Source organism: Bifidobacterium sp. B4079, from assembly GCF_026537385.1.
Classification (GTDB): Bacteria; Actinomycetota; Actinomycetes; order Actinomycetales; family Bifidobacteriaceae; genus Bombiscardovia; species Bombiscardovia asteroides_I.
Genome location: NZ_JAFNMH010000001.1, coordinates 953684 through 968094, shown reverse-complemented (window position 1 = coordinate 968094; position 14411 = coordinate 953684). Strand labels below are relative to the sequence as shown.

Annotated in this window: 15 protein-coding genes and 1 pseudogene; 4 read left to right on the top strand and 12 right to left on the bottom strand. The window is 57.4% G+C overall.

The genetic code is table 11. From position 1 onward, the window contains the following. Window positions 1–154: 154 nt before the first annotated feature. From J3T95_RS04075 to J3T95_RS04045, 7 genes are all read right to left on the bottom strand, one after another. Window positions 155–397, bottom strand: coding sequence for a hypothetical protein (locus J3T95_RS04075; RefSeq protein ID WP_267450471.1), 243 nt, complete (start codon window positions 395–397; stop codon window positions 155–157). Window positions 398–647: 250 nt separating this feature from the next. Then, on the bottom strand, window positions 648–1433 hold the full coding sequence (locus J3T95_RS04070) for an acetoin reductase (protein ID WP_267450470.1): 786 nt from the start codon (window positions 1431–1433) through the stop codon (window positions 648–650). Between the two features lie 553 nt (window positions 1434–1986). Further along, complete coding sequence (locus J3T95_RS04065; protein ID WP_267450469.1) at window positions 1987–2232, bottom strand: hypothetical protein; 246 nt, start codon at window positions 2230–2232, stop codon at window positions 1987–1989. A 575-nt stretch (window positions 2233–2807) separates the two neighbouring features. Beyond that, window positions 2808–2996, bottom strand: a complete 189-nt coding sequence (locus tag J3T95_RS04060) for a hypothetical protein (protein ID WP_267450468.1) — start codon at window positions 2994–2996, stop codon at window positions 2808–2810. 323 nt (window positions 2997–3319) lie between these two features. After that, entirely contained in the window at window positions 3320–4243 is a 924-nt protein-coding gene (locus J3T95_RS04055; protein WP_267450467.1) for a class I SAM-dependent methyltransferase, read from the bottom strand. Window positions 4244–4676: 433 nt separating this feature from the next. Then, entirely contained in the window at window positions 4677–5309 is a 633-nt protein-coding gene (locus J3T95_RS04050) for a hypothetical protein (RefSeq protein WP_267450466.1), read from the bottom strand. Window positions 5310–5428: 119 nt separating this feature from the next. After that, window positions 5429–5761 carry a hypothetical protein gene (locus tag J3T95_RS04045; RefSeq protein ID WP_267450465.1) on the bottom strand — a complete coding sequence of 111 codons (333 nt, stop codon included), beginning with the start codon at window positions 5759–5761 and terminating at the stop codon, window positions 5429–5431. Window positions 5762–6252: 491 nt separating this feature from the next. Here J3T95_RS04045 and J3T95_RS04040 point away from each other — a divergent pair, with 491 nt between their 5' ends. Further along, entirely contained in the window at window positions 6253–6378 is a 126-nt protein-coding gene (locus J3T95_RS04040) for a hypothetical protein (RefSeq protein WP_267450462.1), read from the top strand. Window positions 6379–6614: 236 nt separating this feature from the next. Here J3T95_RS04040 and J3T95_RS04035 read toward each other — a convergent pair whose 3' ends face one another. From J3T95_RS04035 to J3T95_RS04025, 3 genes and pseudogenes are all read right to left on the bottom strand, one after another. After that, on the bottom strand, window positions 6615–6917 hold the full coding sequence (locus tag J3T95_RS04035) for a hypothetical protein (RefSeq protein WP_267450464.1): 303 nt from the start codon (window positions 6915–6917) through the stop codon (window positions 6615–6617). An 86-nt stretch (window positions 6918–7003) separates the two neighbouring features. Continuing rightward, window positions 7004–7513: a hypothetical protein gene (locus J3T95_RS04030; RefSeq protein ID WP_267450463.1), complete on the bottom strand. Its 510-nt coding sequence runs from the start codon at window positions 7511–7513 to the stop codon at window positions 7004–7006. A gap of 309 nt (window positions 7514–7822) precedes the next feature. Next, window positions 7823–8685: pseudogene (locus J3T95_RS04025) on the bottom strand (Abi family protein). Between the two features lie 295 nt (window positions 8686–8980). On the opposite strand from J3T95_RS04025, the gene J3T95_RS04020 reads away from it, so the two are divergent. Beyond that, window positions 8981–9106 (top strand): hypothetical protein, encoded by a 126-nt coding sequence (locus tag J3T95_RS04020; RefSeq protein ID WP_267450462.1) that lies wholly within the window; start codon window positions 8981–8983, stop codon window positions 9104–9106. A gap of 399 nt (window positions 9107–9505) precedes the next feature. On the opposite strand, the gene J3T95_RS04015 is transcribed toward J3T95_RS04020, so the two are convergent. After that, window positions 9506–9889 (bottom strand): hypothetical protein, encoded by a 384-nt coding sequence (locus J3T95_RS04015; protein WP_267450461.1) that lies wholly within the window; start codon window positions 9887–9889, stop codon window positions 9506–9508. 789 nt (window positions 9890–10678) lie between these two features. Here J3T95_RS04015 and J3T95_RS04010 point away from each other — a divergent pair. Beyond that, the gene (locus J3T95_RS04010; protein ID WP_267450460.1) at window positions 10679–10996 is read left to right on the top strand and encodes a hypothetical protein; all 318 of its coding nucleotides are present in this window, start codon (window positions 10679–10681) and stop codon (window positions 10994–10996) included. Between the two features lie 154 nt (window positions 10997–11150). Here J3T95_RS04010 and J3T95_RS04005 read toward each other — a convergent pair whose 3' ends face one another. After that, on the bottom strand, window positions 11151–12200 hold the full coding sequence (locus J3T95_RS04005) for a hypothetical protein (RefSeq protein ID WP_267450459.1): 1050 nt from the start codon (window positions 12198–12200) through the stop codon (window positions 11151–11153). 1547 nt (window positions 12201–13747) lie between these two features. Here J3T95_RS04005 and J3T95_RS04000 point away from each other — a divergent pair. Then, window positions 13748–14335 carry a hypothetical protein gene (locus J3T95_RS04000; protein ID WP_267450458.1) on the top strand — a complete coding sequence of 196 codons (588 nt, stop codon included), beginning with the start codon at window positions 13748–13750 and terminating at the stop codon, window positions 14333–14335. Window positions 14336–14411 lie beyond the last annotated feature (76 nt).

The following is a 14411-nucleotide window of genomic DNA, read 5'->3' as shown; positions in this document are numbered from 1 at the left end:
GAAAGACCGATTTGAGAGGACCGGCAGCGAATACCCCGCCATGTGTCCAAGCATGGCAAGGCGGGATTCCGTATGATCTGGAAAGCGTCTGTAATTGAGACCAGGAACAAGCATTGAGACGGCTGCTTGGGGTCCTCCGACACTATGCCATGTTTCAGCAGTTATGTTGGGGATATTGTCTGCCGCCCTCTTTCACGACTGTTCCATCAGATGCTGCTTGGATCAATGTTGCCTCCTCAGCACCACTGCCTGTATGCACCTTTTCAAACTTTTGATGCTCTTCGATGCCGTCGCAGGTTACCTGGAAAATCCCTATTTTCGTCTTGCTTGCATGTACCCGATATGGCAAGATACCGCATGAATAGATGCTGATATATGCCTCTATGAAGCTGCTCATAAGAAGCCGTATTGGAAGCATGGGACCGCCGACCCACATGTTCTTATGTCTGAGTCGTCAGGTTGCCCCGGATGCTAGGAGGGGTTCATCGGCCTGTATTTATTCGGTTTTGTGATCGTGGCGGCCGGCAAGGAAACCGGCAGGCAGGGCGGTTGAGATTCCCTTCCGCATGAATAGGGGGTAAAGCACCGCCCCCGGTGCTCTGCTTCATCGAGAAGGGAGCAAAGGGGGCGGGCCGGTGACTGATGGGTCAGCGGTACTGCATGCCGCCATCGACGATCAGGGTCTGCCCGGTCACGTAGTTGGCCTTGTCGCTGGCCAGGAACGAAACGGCGCCGGCCACATCCGCAGGGGTCTCCAAACGGCCTAGGTCGATGCTGTCCTTCATGTCCTGAAGGTTCTGTCCCTTGGGTTTACCGTTGAGCTTGCCCATCTCCTCATCGATGTAGCCCCACATGGGGGTGTCCACCACGCCGGGGGCGTAGGCGTTCACGGTGATTCCCCTGGGCGAGAGCTCCTGGGCTGCCGTCTGGGTGAGGCCCCTGATGGCGAACTTCGTAGCCGAGTAGGCGGCCAGGATCGGGAAGCCTTCGAAACCTGCGATTGACGATGCGGAGATAATGTGGCCGTGCTCCTTGCCCAGCTCTTGGAACTTGGCCGCGGCGGCCTGGATGCCGTAGACCACGCTGAAGATGTTGACCTTCGAAATCTGCTCCAGCTGGTCGGGGGTGATGTCGGTGAAGGGGACTATCTGGCAGATGCCCGCGTTGTTGACAATCACATCGAAGGAACCCAACCTGGATGCGGCCTCATCGACCAGGTCGAACACCTGGTCCCTGTCTGACACATCGGTATGGTGGAAGAAGGACCGACGGCCGATCTTCTCCACTTCGGCCACGGTCTGTTCGGCCGATTCCCTCTGGCCCTCAAGATCGGCCACGACGATGTCGAAGCCGTCCTGGGCCAGCTGGAGGGCTATGCCCCTCCCGATTCCCCTGGCCGAACCGGTGACGACAGCTACCTTGTTATCGCTCATCTGTCTTTTCCTAACCTCGTTGGTTCCTATCTATAGGGCCGGTCGCAACTTCGGGCCAGGCCACCGTTGCCAGTCTATACGGCGGAGGTGGAGAAGCGGGGGACTGGGAGGAGCGGGCTGTGGTGTGGAGCCTTGTCGTTCTTGCGGAAACCGGCGACCAGTCCCAGCGCACCCGTCTTCAGAGCCAGGATCCCTGATCCACCGGACAAGGAAGGTTCTTCCGGCCATTGAGCAGGTTGATTTTCGCCTGTTCGATGTGGCCAGCATCGGCCTTGTCCCCCGACTTGTCGGGGGACATCCACCAAGTGGAAGCATAACCGTTCGTTGAAAGTTGTCAGGCTGTTAATAGAGTTCAGATCGTTCAGCTTCTGATCCTGTGTGATGGTCCTGGCCATCCAGTCACCTGCGTCGGTGGCCATCGTGTCCGCCCATTCGCGGGATGGCCTTCTTCGTCTGTCCTCGTCTTGCTCTTCATCGTGCGCCATGCTCTTGCAGTTGTGCGCCCCTGCCGCTTCTTCGCTTTGCCCCTGTCTAGTACAGGCCGGAGGCCATATCACACCTTCTGGCCTGAAATGAGCTTTTCTGCACGGGGGTTGACGGCGAAGCTCCTGTCGATGGTGTTGGAATCTCCGGCCCCGTGGATGATTTTCTCCAGACCCTTGACCTCGAAGGTGTTGATGGTCTTGCCGGTGTCAAGATCCTGGCGGGTGATTGTCACCCGGTCGGGTTCATTGATGTGGTGATACCAGACGTCCTGGTTTTGTCGGAGAAAGAGGCCCAGAAACACGACCTGGACCAATTGTCCTTTTGGTAATGGGTCCTGTTCAGTTTGACGGTCTTCCCTGAGTTGGCATCGGTCCTCAAAAGGCCGCCGTCCCCATACCACCAGTAGAATTGGTCGCCGTGCAGTGAGTGGGAATCATAATATGAGTATCCTATCTGGCTTTCATGGAACTGCACCGGTCTGGCCTCCTCGTCGACGAGGGGCAGGACACGACGATTTCCTGTTTTTGCATCCCACTCTTCTATGGTCGCATGGGAATAGTTCTCGCCTTCGGTATCTTCGGCAGTGAGGAAGCGGCGGAGATCATAATCCAGTTCATTGTGCTTCTGTCACTGATGCTCGGAACAGGGTGGTCCATCAGGAAGCGATGCTTTTCGGCCTTCTGACTGTCGGAAAAGGAATGCCCTCGTTGTATCTTTCGCCATTCTTGATGAAGCCCCATTATGGACTCCGATATGGGTTAAGTTGTCTTGCAACACACCAAGCATATCCTGTGTGCCGACTTTGGAGCTGGAAACGATTTTTGGTTTTACCTCTCCGGCAGTCAGTAGTCGTTGTCTTTGTCGGCGAAGAAAAAGCCTTTTTGGCGTTCAAGGCACCTTGCCGTATTCCATACCCTTGGTTTTGACCAGTCTGTAGGATCCGTCGGCATAGATGAAGGCCATGTAGGTGTTTTCCGGAATGGTGGCGCTGGCCCGTTGCGGGACCAGATAGGCAGCTGCGTACACCTTGGAGATGTCTATCTGGTCGAGTGCAACGGTTTTCCTCGAAGCAGCCAAGCGGGAACAACTCGCGCCGGAAGCGATCAGGACAAGCGATAGCAGAATGTGAACCGAAGCCGCTTTCCATGTTGAAAGATGGTGGTTCGGGTTATAAGGTGCCGGCTGGCGGCACTCAAGATGTGGCAAGACGGTAGGTTATCGGCCCCTCGAACGTGGGCCGTGTCCCCTCTTGCAAGGCGCTCCTGTCGGGAATCCTGTCTGGAGCCCGTGCGCCGCAATCGGTCGACCTGTAGGTTTCAACCCTATGGCCATGGCCCCGATGGGGATTTCCGGCTGGTTTCGGCCCGGATGTCGCGGGTCGGGCATCCGGGTCTGAGCCTTTAGACAGTTTCCAGCTTCTGCGCCACCAGCGAGAAGGTCAGGGGGATCCTGGGAAGGCCCTCAGGCATGACCCAACCCTGGCGCCCTTTGTCGTACTCCAGCATGGGGAGGGCCTTCCAGTCGCTGATGTCATGCTCTCCCAGGGCTCTGATGGTCAGGCCTGCGTCGATGAGGACCCCGGTCATCTCCTGGAAGTCATGTGCCCAGTTGTGGTTGGTCGTGTGTGTGATTCTGGGGCCCGGGGTGTCGGCTTTCCCAACGATGCCTCCTGTCCTTTCTTCCTCGCCGTCATCCTGTCTCATCGTGTAGGTCTGGTCGGTCTCGTAGGTGTTTTCGGTCCCGCTGAACCAACCCTGCACGATGGTCAGGCCGTCATCGTCCAGGGCGAAAAGGAGGGGGTGGGTGTCCCTGATCATGAAGATGCCTCCCGGTGCCAGGAGGGAGGCGATGGATTGCGCCCACTCCCGGAGGTCGGGCAGCCAGGTGATGGTGCCGACCGATGTGACGATCAGATCGAAGAAGCCCTTCTTGTCAGGCATGGCCTCGGAGGCGAAACGGGCATCACCTTCGACGTAGGTGATGGGGGCGTGGGCGCGGGCGGCCAGCTGACGGGCGTGGTTGAGGGCGGCGGGGGAGAAGTCCAGCCCGTGGACATCTCTGGCCCCCAACCTCCACCAGGTCAGGGTGTCATCGCCTAAGTGGCACTGGAGATGGAGGAGGCGGCGGCCCTGCATCGTGTGGTCGGGCAGGTGGTCCCTGAGCACGGCCATGTCCTTCATGACCACCGGGGTCAGGGCGGTAGGATCGTCGGCGAAGGCATCCAGGTCGCCGTACCCTCCATGCGCGTGGACCTCGGCCCGGTCGTTCCAGTTCTCCAGGTTGTCGCTGACATCGCTGGAAGAGGCATGTATTCTGTCGGTCATGTTTCGTTCTTTCCTATGATTCGGTGGATGGATGTTCCCTTGAAGATGGCATCGTTCTGATGACGATGCCGCAGCGGCACTTCTGCACACGGCTTGATGGAACATGTCGATGGCATAACAAGAAGGCCCCGTTCGGGCTCTGTCGCCCGCAATACGGAGCCGGGCCGAAGCCGGGTGCTCACTGCTTTATGAACATTATCAGTACAAAGCTTACGCTTCACAGGGGACGCCACACCAGTGGGGACGGCTGTTTTATGGTTGGCCCTAAGTAACGTCGGCGGGATGGGAGGCCTGCAAGCAACCGGTTCCGCAGGCACATTCTTTATATTCCATTAGCCAATACCACACGAACCATCTGGATTACAACCATGCCCGCCAGTTGTATTTCCTTTTAGTCTGTCTCTTCAGTTTGAGCCGCCGCCTTGCGGTGCTGCTAGCGCAGCAGGTGCAGGTGCAGGCGCGGGTGCTGCGGGAGCATGCGCGGAGCCGCCTCCTCTGCCGCCACGGCTGTATGAGGGCTGGCGGGAGGGCGAGTAGCCTTGCGCCCCCGACTAGTAGAGGGGGCCGGACGCTGCTGGGCGGGAGCCGGACGCCGGGCCGGCTGCCGGGCGGCCGGAGCCGCCTGGGCTGGCGGGGCGGCTTGGCTTTTCTGTTGGATGGACGTGTTCACCTGGTCCATGGCCGATTGCAGGGCTGCGGCCGCGTCCTGATAGTCCCTGGCCTTGTCGTCTTTGATGCTGCCGGCCTGGCTGATGGCCTGCTGCAGGCTGTCGCGGACGGCGTTGTCCGCCACCTTCCCGTCAGAGTCGCTTAAAAGCTTTGAAGCCTCGTCCTTCTTCGCGTTCAAGGCCGTCTTCGCGTCCTCCAGGCTTTTCGCATCCCGGGAGGCCAGCACCGCCTTGCCGGCCTTCGTATAGTCGCGGTCGATGCCCTTCAAGCGGTTGCTGGCCCGTCCGGCCTTGTCGGCGGCGCTGACCTTCGGATGTGTCTGGGCCTCTTGCTCGTAGGGCTCCAGACGCTTGGGCGAGATCGCTAGAGCCAGGACCGACTGTGTTGCAGCATTCATATGCTTATGCTGCTATATGAGCAATAAGTTCTTCGTCCCTATATCGTAAGATACGGGGACGTCGTATTTTCGGCATAGGATTTAGTTCCTATAGGCCCTTTTGCTAATTGGACTGATCGTCAGAGCAGCTTTCGATTGCTGCCGTCGAGAATCAGAATGTCATCCATTGTGCTGGCAACGTTACGGCCGATTACTTGGGCCGTCTGTCCGTTGGAGAGTGCATGTTGGATGTTGGGAATGTCTCCCCATATCCTGCGGAGCTCGTGAATGCCGTCGGACAACTCGGCAGTTGGCATTTCATGTTCGACGAGGACATCGCCGACCTGATGGTAGAAACCGCCGAGGTTGAACATTGGCCGCATCTCATTATGGAACTGTCTAGGGCTGAATGTTCCTCCGGTCAGGAAATTGTCCAGACAGTCAGGGAAATGCGGGTATTGGTTCGGATTCATGGTTCGCACTTCGTCTGGGAGCTGGTCCAACCGTTCAGCGAAATGGTCAAGTTCTTCAGCGCTGATCGATCAGGCCGCCCCAATAGAGAGGAAAGCCCATGAGTTCAACTGTTGCTCGATTGGTTCCTTGATGGGGTTCTGTGGCGCTAGCGGTTTGTCGACAAGGACATGGTCATTGTCGCGACCACAGCCACGGCGGTGGCACCTATCCTGCGTTCGATCCTGGTGAGAGTAAACATTATCAATCTCCTGTGGTTGATGTGTGCGCCTATGGCAATTCCATGGTAGCAAAAGAGCGGGGTCGGGGTCTTTTCTGATTTGTTTAGGGAACATGTGTCAATTTGCTGAGATTTGTAAATATTGTCCTTTTCGTGGGAATTTCCCCTGCAGATCGAAGTTTTTTGGTTTTACCCCTCATCAAAACTACATAGACCGTCACGCCGGAGTGAACAGGACGGTATTCCGGCTTTCATGTTATCGAGGAGACCCCTATGAGCGCCAGCAAACCGATTGACAACAAAGCCCATGCCGAAGAACTCGACCGCATGGCCGACCGGGGTGAACTGCACCCCGTGCCAGGAACGAAGGTCCATCGCGGCTACGACGGGAACCCCTGACCGAAGGCGATCTGCTCGACATCTTCCAAGGCCGGCCACGAGCGGTATTTAAGCAGCCCGCGGCCAAGACCTGGAAACCCATTTCCCGAATCTAAGAAGCCAAGCAGCCTGACAGACCTAATTAGAAAAGAACCCAATGAAGAGCCCGTTAAGGTGATTTCATTGGGTTCTTTCCTGATTGGGCTCATATGTACTGCAGGGGAGAGGTTGACTGCCCAGAGATGCCAATATTCATTCTAAACAAAGAAGTACAAGGCTACAGCAATCAAGGCACCCAGAAGAAACCCTAGTGACGGAAGGATCAGGGTCGATGACGTTACTTTTTTGTTTCCCCTGGTCATGGCCCCCAGGAGAACCCCGAATGATCCAAAACCCATCAGGAAGCCTGTGAGTATCGATAAGGCTGGATCATGCTTACCTAAAATAAGGTATAACACTTGGATGGCCGCACCTAAAATAAGCTGTCCAAAACAGACTCTTGCTAAACCTTGTGTATTCCAATGTCTTGCGTGTGCCTGGCTTGTCTGGTCTTGATACATAGGAAATCCTTTACCTAGAAAAGTGCCTACCGAGATAAACGTATATCCGGTAGGCACCCAGCATCATTTGTGTCGTGAATAACTTGTTAGCAGAATGCTCCGCCAATACCGATTACAGCTCCAGTGACACAGCCTCCGATGGTCGCTGCTATACCTGCAGGAGTTGGTGCTGTAACGCCTGCCACGCCCCAGATAATGCTATTGACAACTCCCAAACCTGCCATGGCTGCGGAACAGCCGCTGATACGGCGCGATTGCAATCCGGGATTTGCAGAAGATACACCCGGGTCGACCGCCTCCGCCTTCTCGCGTACTTCTTGCCCAGTGACGCTTCCCTTGTGCATGCCGTTGGTATAAACATCAATCACGTCAGTGGTTTTGTCGTAGGAGAAACGAACAGTTGTGCCGTCAGACAGCTTGTAAGTATCCCAGGCAACAGCATAGTTGTCCTTACCTTGATGGGAAGTGATGGTTGTTTCTTGTGTCGAGATCTCGGCGGCGTTAGCTGAGATTCCCGGCACTAGGCAAAATGCAATGGCAGCAAGCAGTGCCAGCATAGGAGCAAATGTCTTCTTAAGTAGGCTATTCAATTTCATAACTATCCCTCGTTTCTTAATCGGCAGCGATTAACATGAAACAGCGACTAGTTGCACATCCTTAAGGATATTGACATTATAGCTGTGCTTGACAAAGTCATGCAAGTCTGCCGGTGGGAAAATATTGCGAAGACTTCCACTAAGTGCCGTGATGCTGCGGTACTGGCCGGCGTCCATAAACGAGGCATGTCCGGGAGCTGCCGCCTCATTCCCCGCCGAGCTGGATCAGCTCGACCATGGTGCCTCCGGCGACTGCCGCGTGTTCTTTTGTCGCGAATGACTCGCGACAAAAGAACACTTGCCTCGCATTTAGGCGGTTACAAAAGGTGGATAATTGGTTATTGCCAAATGAGCAGTGACTGCCAGTTGTCGGGGAATCCCATTTCGTTGATGGGAATATTGGGGGTGTCGGTTCATGGGGTTTATGAAATCATTGCGCCACTGTGTGACCCCAAGTTGTTTGAGCAGGTAGTGCTCCATGGTCAGGAACGCTGCCGGTCCACTTGATTGGCGGAAAGGATCCCAGTCGTTGCCCCACCAAGAGGGATCCTTGGGGTGGGAAACGGGACGGGTGGGCATGAGCTTTTGGTTTTTGGAATTCCATAGTCGTTCATGATGCGCTGTCATATTGCGGGCTATGCGGATGGATTCAACCCAATCTCCCAGCAGTTTTTCGTTGCCGTGAGCAGTCTGGTGGGTGGTGATGCCCAAATGCGCTGCCAACTGAACTCTTACTGCAGGATCAGAGCCCTTGTAGAGGGTCTCCTTGAACGCTCCGTAAGTCATGCAATCCACCACATCCAGACTGGAGGTAATGGTTCGGAATACATCTCATTGAAGTGTCTGAGATGGGGGAGCGATGACCTCTGGAAGTCTTTCGTGAAGGAGGCTACTGCGGATTGATGCTCCGATGCCGATAAAGCCGGGAGTCCTGCGGGACAGGTGTGCCCGAAAGGTCCGGCACCCTTCGCCAGCTCCGAGGCTATGTAGCTTTTAATGAACACCTCGATGGTGACGATGCCATCAAAGACGATGTTCCTGAGCTGCTGATCGAAGGTGTAACGGTCCCAAATAACATTCCATGAGGTGTTGGCCTGGAAAGGCAGAGTTCTCTTGCCGGGAGTGTCCGTATCAGGGCGAGGAAGGGGTACCAATATCCCCTGGGGCGGCACTAGCCAACCAGGTTGATTTTTTTTTTGGCTAGATCATATGCGGCAATACCACAGAGGCCGTTCTGAACAAGCGTAGTGGCCAGATCGCTTGAACTCTGATAGGGATGCGCAGGATAGGAGGTGTTTGTAGATATACCGGTTGCCATGCGCCCTCCAGGACAACCTACTCGAAGTCATCATCAGCAAATGGGCGGACGGCGACCTCCACGCCTTCCACGCCATGCCGCTCACCAGCCGATGGTAGCACATCCAGTACATAGACATACAAAGACAACAAAAGACGGAGGAGACCCCTATGAGCGCCAGCAAACCGATTGACAACAAAGCCCATGCCGAAGAACTCGACCGCATGGCCGACCGGGGTGAACTGCACCCCGTGCCAGGAACGAAGGTCCATCGCGGCTACGACGGGAACCCCTGACCGAAGGCGATCTGCTCGACATCTTCCAAGGCCGGCCACGAGCGGAACTTAAGCAGCCCGCGGCCAAGACCTGGCAGGTTCGCATCACCAAAACTTTGGACAGCTGGGCCGCAGCCAAGGCCACGGGCAGTAACGTGTCCGCCCTGGTGCGGCAAGCCACGGCCGAATACCTGGAAACCCATTTCCCGAATCTAAGAAGCCAAGCGGCCTGAACAAGCTCACAGACAAAACCAAATGGGGGTCCCTTAACGGAGTCTCATTTCATATCGGTGCTCCTGCGATGCACCGCAATATGAGAGGATTGCCGTTTCCGGTGATATGCCGGAGGTGCTTGGATAGCTTCGTCCTATCCGTTACTTCACCGGCCACCTGCGCAAACGGGTGGCCGGCGCTTTTTACTTACTGCTGCAGGCCCATGGTTTCGGTCATCGTGGCTTCGCCTCGATGGCTGGCCGCCGCCGACCCCATCTCCGCAATAGAGGACATGAAACAGCTCGCCTTCCACCCCCCCACCGGCGGGCAAGCGTCGACCTCCTCTACAGCCGCTTGTAATGTCTCTTCAGCGGCACCCGCGCCATCGTCCACGACCGGGTCGCCCGCGCCATCGACCTCCTCGAAGCCATGGTCGACCGAGCGGGGGAGACCCCCAACATGCTCGCCGCCACCGCTTACATCCAATGGGTCGACGGCCACCACAGCAGAGCGAAGTAAACCGCCATATCGGCCCTGGACCTCGACGGACAATGCGCCCTCGCCGCCATCGTCGCGGCCGCCATCTGGCAAGGCATCCGTGCCGGCAGGGCATGACCGCCGGCCGCAGGACCCTCACACGGGCCTGTGGCACCGGCCACGGTGCGTTTCTCCCGCCCCTCACCGAGGATGGGCACTCGAAGCCGCTTGTCCTCGGGCGGACGGCACAAGGACGGCCTGCCGGCCGACCCGGCCACCCGCCCGCGCCAGGCCCGGTCGGCATCCCCTCCGGCCTTGACGGAGGCGGCCACAGGGCGGGAAACGGAGCGGGCCCAAGGGCCCGCACTCACATTTTCTTTTCTGGCCGGACGGCTATCGCCTCTGATCATGGCGGCACGTCCCAGGCCTCAACCCCGGAGCGTCGCACACCACGACGCACACGGGGTTGACCCCTGGGACTCTACGGCCGCCAACGCCTCCGCTTAACCATCCGGACAAAAAAGAAAAACGTGAAAGGACACACCATGGACACCACAATCGACGAGAAGCCAACCAGGCCACCAACCTCCTCCACGACCACTAGGCATGGGCTCCCAAGTGGGGCGACCCTCACCGACCAGCCGGAGGCGGACTTGCAGTGTGGCGGCACAAAACAAGCATCGAGGGCGGAAGGCAAGGCCGGACCCCATGCACCAAGTCACCATCCCCATGACATCGAGGCACAAAGAGACAAGAAAAACGTTGGAAACATGCCGTTTCCACTTGCTGAACTATTCTTATTATGGTACTTATAATATAAGTAGCTAAGGCAGGTTACCGGTCATCACCCCTACGGCGACTACACGGCACTGGGCCTGGCCGGCTTGGTCGGGGTGAGCCTCGTTGAAACGCGCCGTACAGTTGCTGTTGGCCTCGTTCAAGGCCTTCTGGCGCATGGCCGACGCCGCCGGGCAGCATGGTCTCGCCCATCTGCGCGAACGCGGCGTAGATGCTGTTCAGATCCCCGCTGGAGCCGAACGTGCCGTCATTATTGTCCCGGTAGCCCCAAGTCATCACATGCGTGGCGAGATGGCCGCCGCCGGCATCGGAACTGCCGCCCCGCCGCCGGCGAACGCCATAGGCGCCCCGGCCAACAACGTGGCATCAGCCACAGCCATGGCATCAGTTCGTCCGGCCCGTGCCCGACGCCAAACGCCGTAGCCGACCCGCCCAGGCCTTTGCTTCTCTCTGGCGGCTTCATTTATGTTTCTTCGGATATGTGAAAGGGACGGCTTTTATGGTTGGCTCCAAGTAACGCCGGCGGAATGGGAGGCCTTCTCCATGTATCCGGTTCCGCCGGTAAAGCCTCAGTCAATCAGCCAATGCCACAAGCTTGGCCTTTCTGGCACACAGGCTTACCGCCATTCGTGACAGTGCCATTGTTGAGTCTGTCCCTCCAGTTTGAGCCGCCGCCTTGCGGTGCTGCTGGCGCGGGTGCTGCGGGGGCTGCTGGCGCGGAGCTGCCGCCATGGTTGTATGAGGGCTGGCGTGAGGGCGAGTAGCCTTGCCGCCCCCGACTAGTAGAGGGGGCCGGACGCTGCTGGGCGGGCGCCGGACGCCGGGCCGGCTGCCGGGCGGCCGGAGCCTGCGGCGCCTGGACTGGCGGGGCGGCCTGGCCGGCTTGGCTTTTCTGTTGGATGGACGTGTTCACTTGGTCCATGGCCGACTGCAAGGCTGCGGCCGCGTCCTGGTAGGCTTCCGCCTTGTCGTCTTTGATGCTGCCGGCTTGGCTGATGGCCTGCTGCAGGCTGTCGCGGACGGCGTTGTCCGCCACTTTCCCGTCGGAGTCGCTTAAAAGCTTTGAAGCCTCGTCCTTCTTCGCATTCAAGGCCGTCTTCGCGTCCTCCAGGCTTTTCGCATCCCGGGAGGCCAGCACCGCCTTCGCGGCCTTGTCCAGGCTGCGGTAGACGTCCTCGGTCCTTTTCGCCTTGCCGGCCATGGCCTGCAGGTCGCCTGCGGACATGGACGCCTGGCATTGGACGGCTTGCGGTTCGATATCCTCTGCGCTGCTCAGGGACTGTTGCATGTCGTCCACCGTTTTCGGGTCCTTCACCTGGTCCTTCCGGATACCGGCCGTTTTACGATACCTGTTCAAGGTGGCCTGGGCCGACTTGACGCTGGACTGCATGGTCTCGACTGATTGCGCGCAGTCTGCCAAGGCGGATTCATGCTGATGGGACTCGTACACCTTCCAACCGACCAAACCGGCCGCGACCAGCACGGCCACCACGCCGGCTGACACCACAGGCGCCAACCACTTCGGGCGGGGTTTTTGTTTCCTGTCTGGCGGATTCTGGGACTCGAACATTGCAGGGTCATTCACTTCCTCGACACCGGATTCCTGATCCTGGTTAGTCTTGCTCATAAGTCCCTTTCTTCCGTAGCTCATTTGGAATGTCACACACTTGGCCCACAAGGCGGGAAGGGGCAAAGCTGTGGATTACTGTTCGTCGCTCTGGATCAGCAGGCCAAAAAGGTGGGATGGCTTCATTGTCCTGTGCAGCTCCTCGGTCGACTGATACGTGTACCCGTGCCTTTCATGCCCGGACTTGACATTCCGCACCGTAAACCCGAGCTCCCTGGTTTTCCGACCCGCATGGTCTCTATGCGTTCCTCCTTGACCAGAGGGAACTGATAGTATCCCTCCAACGTTTTCCAGTCTACGCATATCCCCGTCGATCCCCAGCCTGCGTCCATTTTCCTCTACCTGAACCTGTCGACGGTTGTAGAGAAGGTTTATGCTGATCAGCAAGCCGGCACTTCAATATAGTGGCGGCAGAACGAGATCTATTCGTTTGTCGAATCATGGTCAATATAACAGCGATTCGACGAAGGACGCATTATTCTTCCATTAGTCAGGCGAGAACTGACGGAATATCGAATACAACGATGTGAAAGCAGCGGAGGAATCGATCCGGGGGGGGTTGGTGCAGGGCGGGTCGGAAGCGTGTTCTGCTCAGCGTGCTGATCTGGCGAATTATCTCGTACTGCGATCTTTGATGTTTTCGTTGAGGGTGAAGGGCAAGTCGGAATGTGCTGTTCCTTGTCTTGTCCATGCAACCAACCATCTGGTCTCCACTTCGGCAGCATTGATAAACGATCTGGTGATGAGGACCATAAACAGCACGGGCGCGTTTTAAAGTCCACAGAATCCGCGCGGATCCAAGGAACCTCGCTCTTTCCTTATGCCTGAGCCACCAGAGTGCTCCGAATCGGGGTCGACGACTTCACCTTTCATTTGCCGTGTGTCATGCGTGCGCCTTGATCGAAGCAGCGCCCTGGGGAAGGTCTTAGACGGACTGGACCATACCTTCCATAAGATCGCCGTTAAACATTGTCGGCATATCGTGTCAAAACACCGGATCCAGTTAGTCGGGAATCTCTTATACGCCCACCTGCCCGTATCGAAGGCGTCGCTGACCGGCCAAATAGAACACCTCAAGAAAGAACGGGACAATCCGGATTGGACAATACCGAAGTTCGAACAGCTCCAAGATGCGTGAAGCTAGGTGGCGACCTGTCTCCGGGCCGCCCGGCCGCGTACGAACGTATGCTGCAGTACACCTTCAAGAGGCAATCCGCACCCTTGAAAATGCTTGCCAATATGCGTATGGGACTTGACCGAACAGCTCTTGTGCGCAGTTGATGCCTGCCGGAGCCAGGCTCAGCAGGCGTGGCAGGATGCATGCTCGGATAAGGTACCGTCCAGTGAGTTTGGGATGCATCATCTGAATTGCCAGATATGGATTATCCCAATGCGGCAGTTCATGCTGATGGCAAGTGATCTTCACAGGCGTGGCAGAATGGCATCATACTATGGGCAAGACTGCAGGCTAAGTTCTGTTGCTACTAGCAAACCCCCTCCCTAAGCTGCAGCTTAGGGAGGGGGCACAATCCGATAAGGAGATCATCATGGCAAACGCCGCCGCTCAGGAACCCGATGCCGCGCAGGATCAGAGATGCGACCCCTACATAGTTAAGGCGGCATGCTGGCTTGAAGACCACCATGCCGATAAGAATACGGAGATGTTAACGCTGGCCTGCTGGGCCAAGGACCACGCAGACGGCTCGCACTGGGCAGCCGTGGCCCAGGACGGAAGCATAGTGGGTGAAGCCGATCCGGTCAGAGACCACTCCGGCAATATCGTCGGCTACTGCACGACTCCAGAGACCTCAGAACGCTACCACCTGGGCCTTAATACGGCCGCCGACCTGGCCATTGGCGAGATACAGAGGGCTGTGGGCATGAATGTCGCCTGGGCGCACAGCGACGACCTGAGCGGCCCAGCCGGACCGATCGAGATGGATCGGTTCGAACGGTACATGGACAGGTGGAAGCAAAGCCTAGAACAACAACCGACCCCGCATGAGTGCGGTAGAGCCAGGCGCGAAATGCAGGGGCTCGCTGCGCCGGTAGAGCTTCCGCCCCACACCCTGTCAACCTGGTTCAGGTCGATCATCGGACTGCTGCGTAAGTTTAGGGGCAAACTGCGCCCCTGAAAACGCTTGTCTACATCTACTCTATATAGGTCGATTCTTGTTCTGTCCGGATCCCAACCATGATACGAGGATGGTG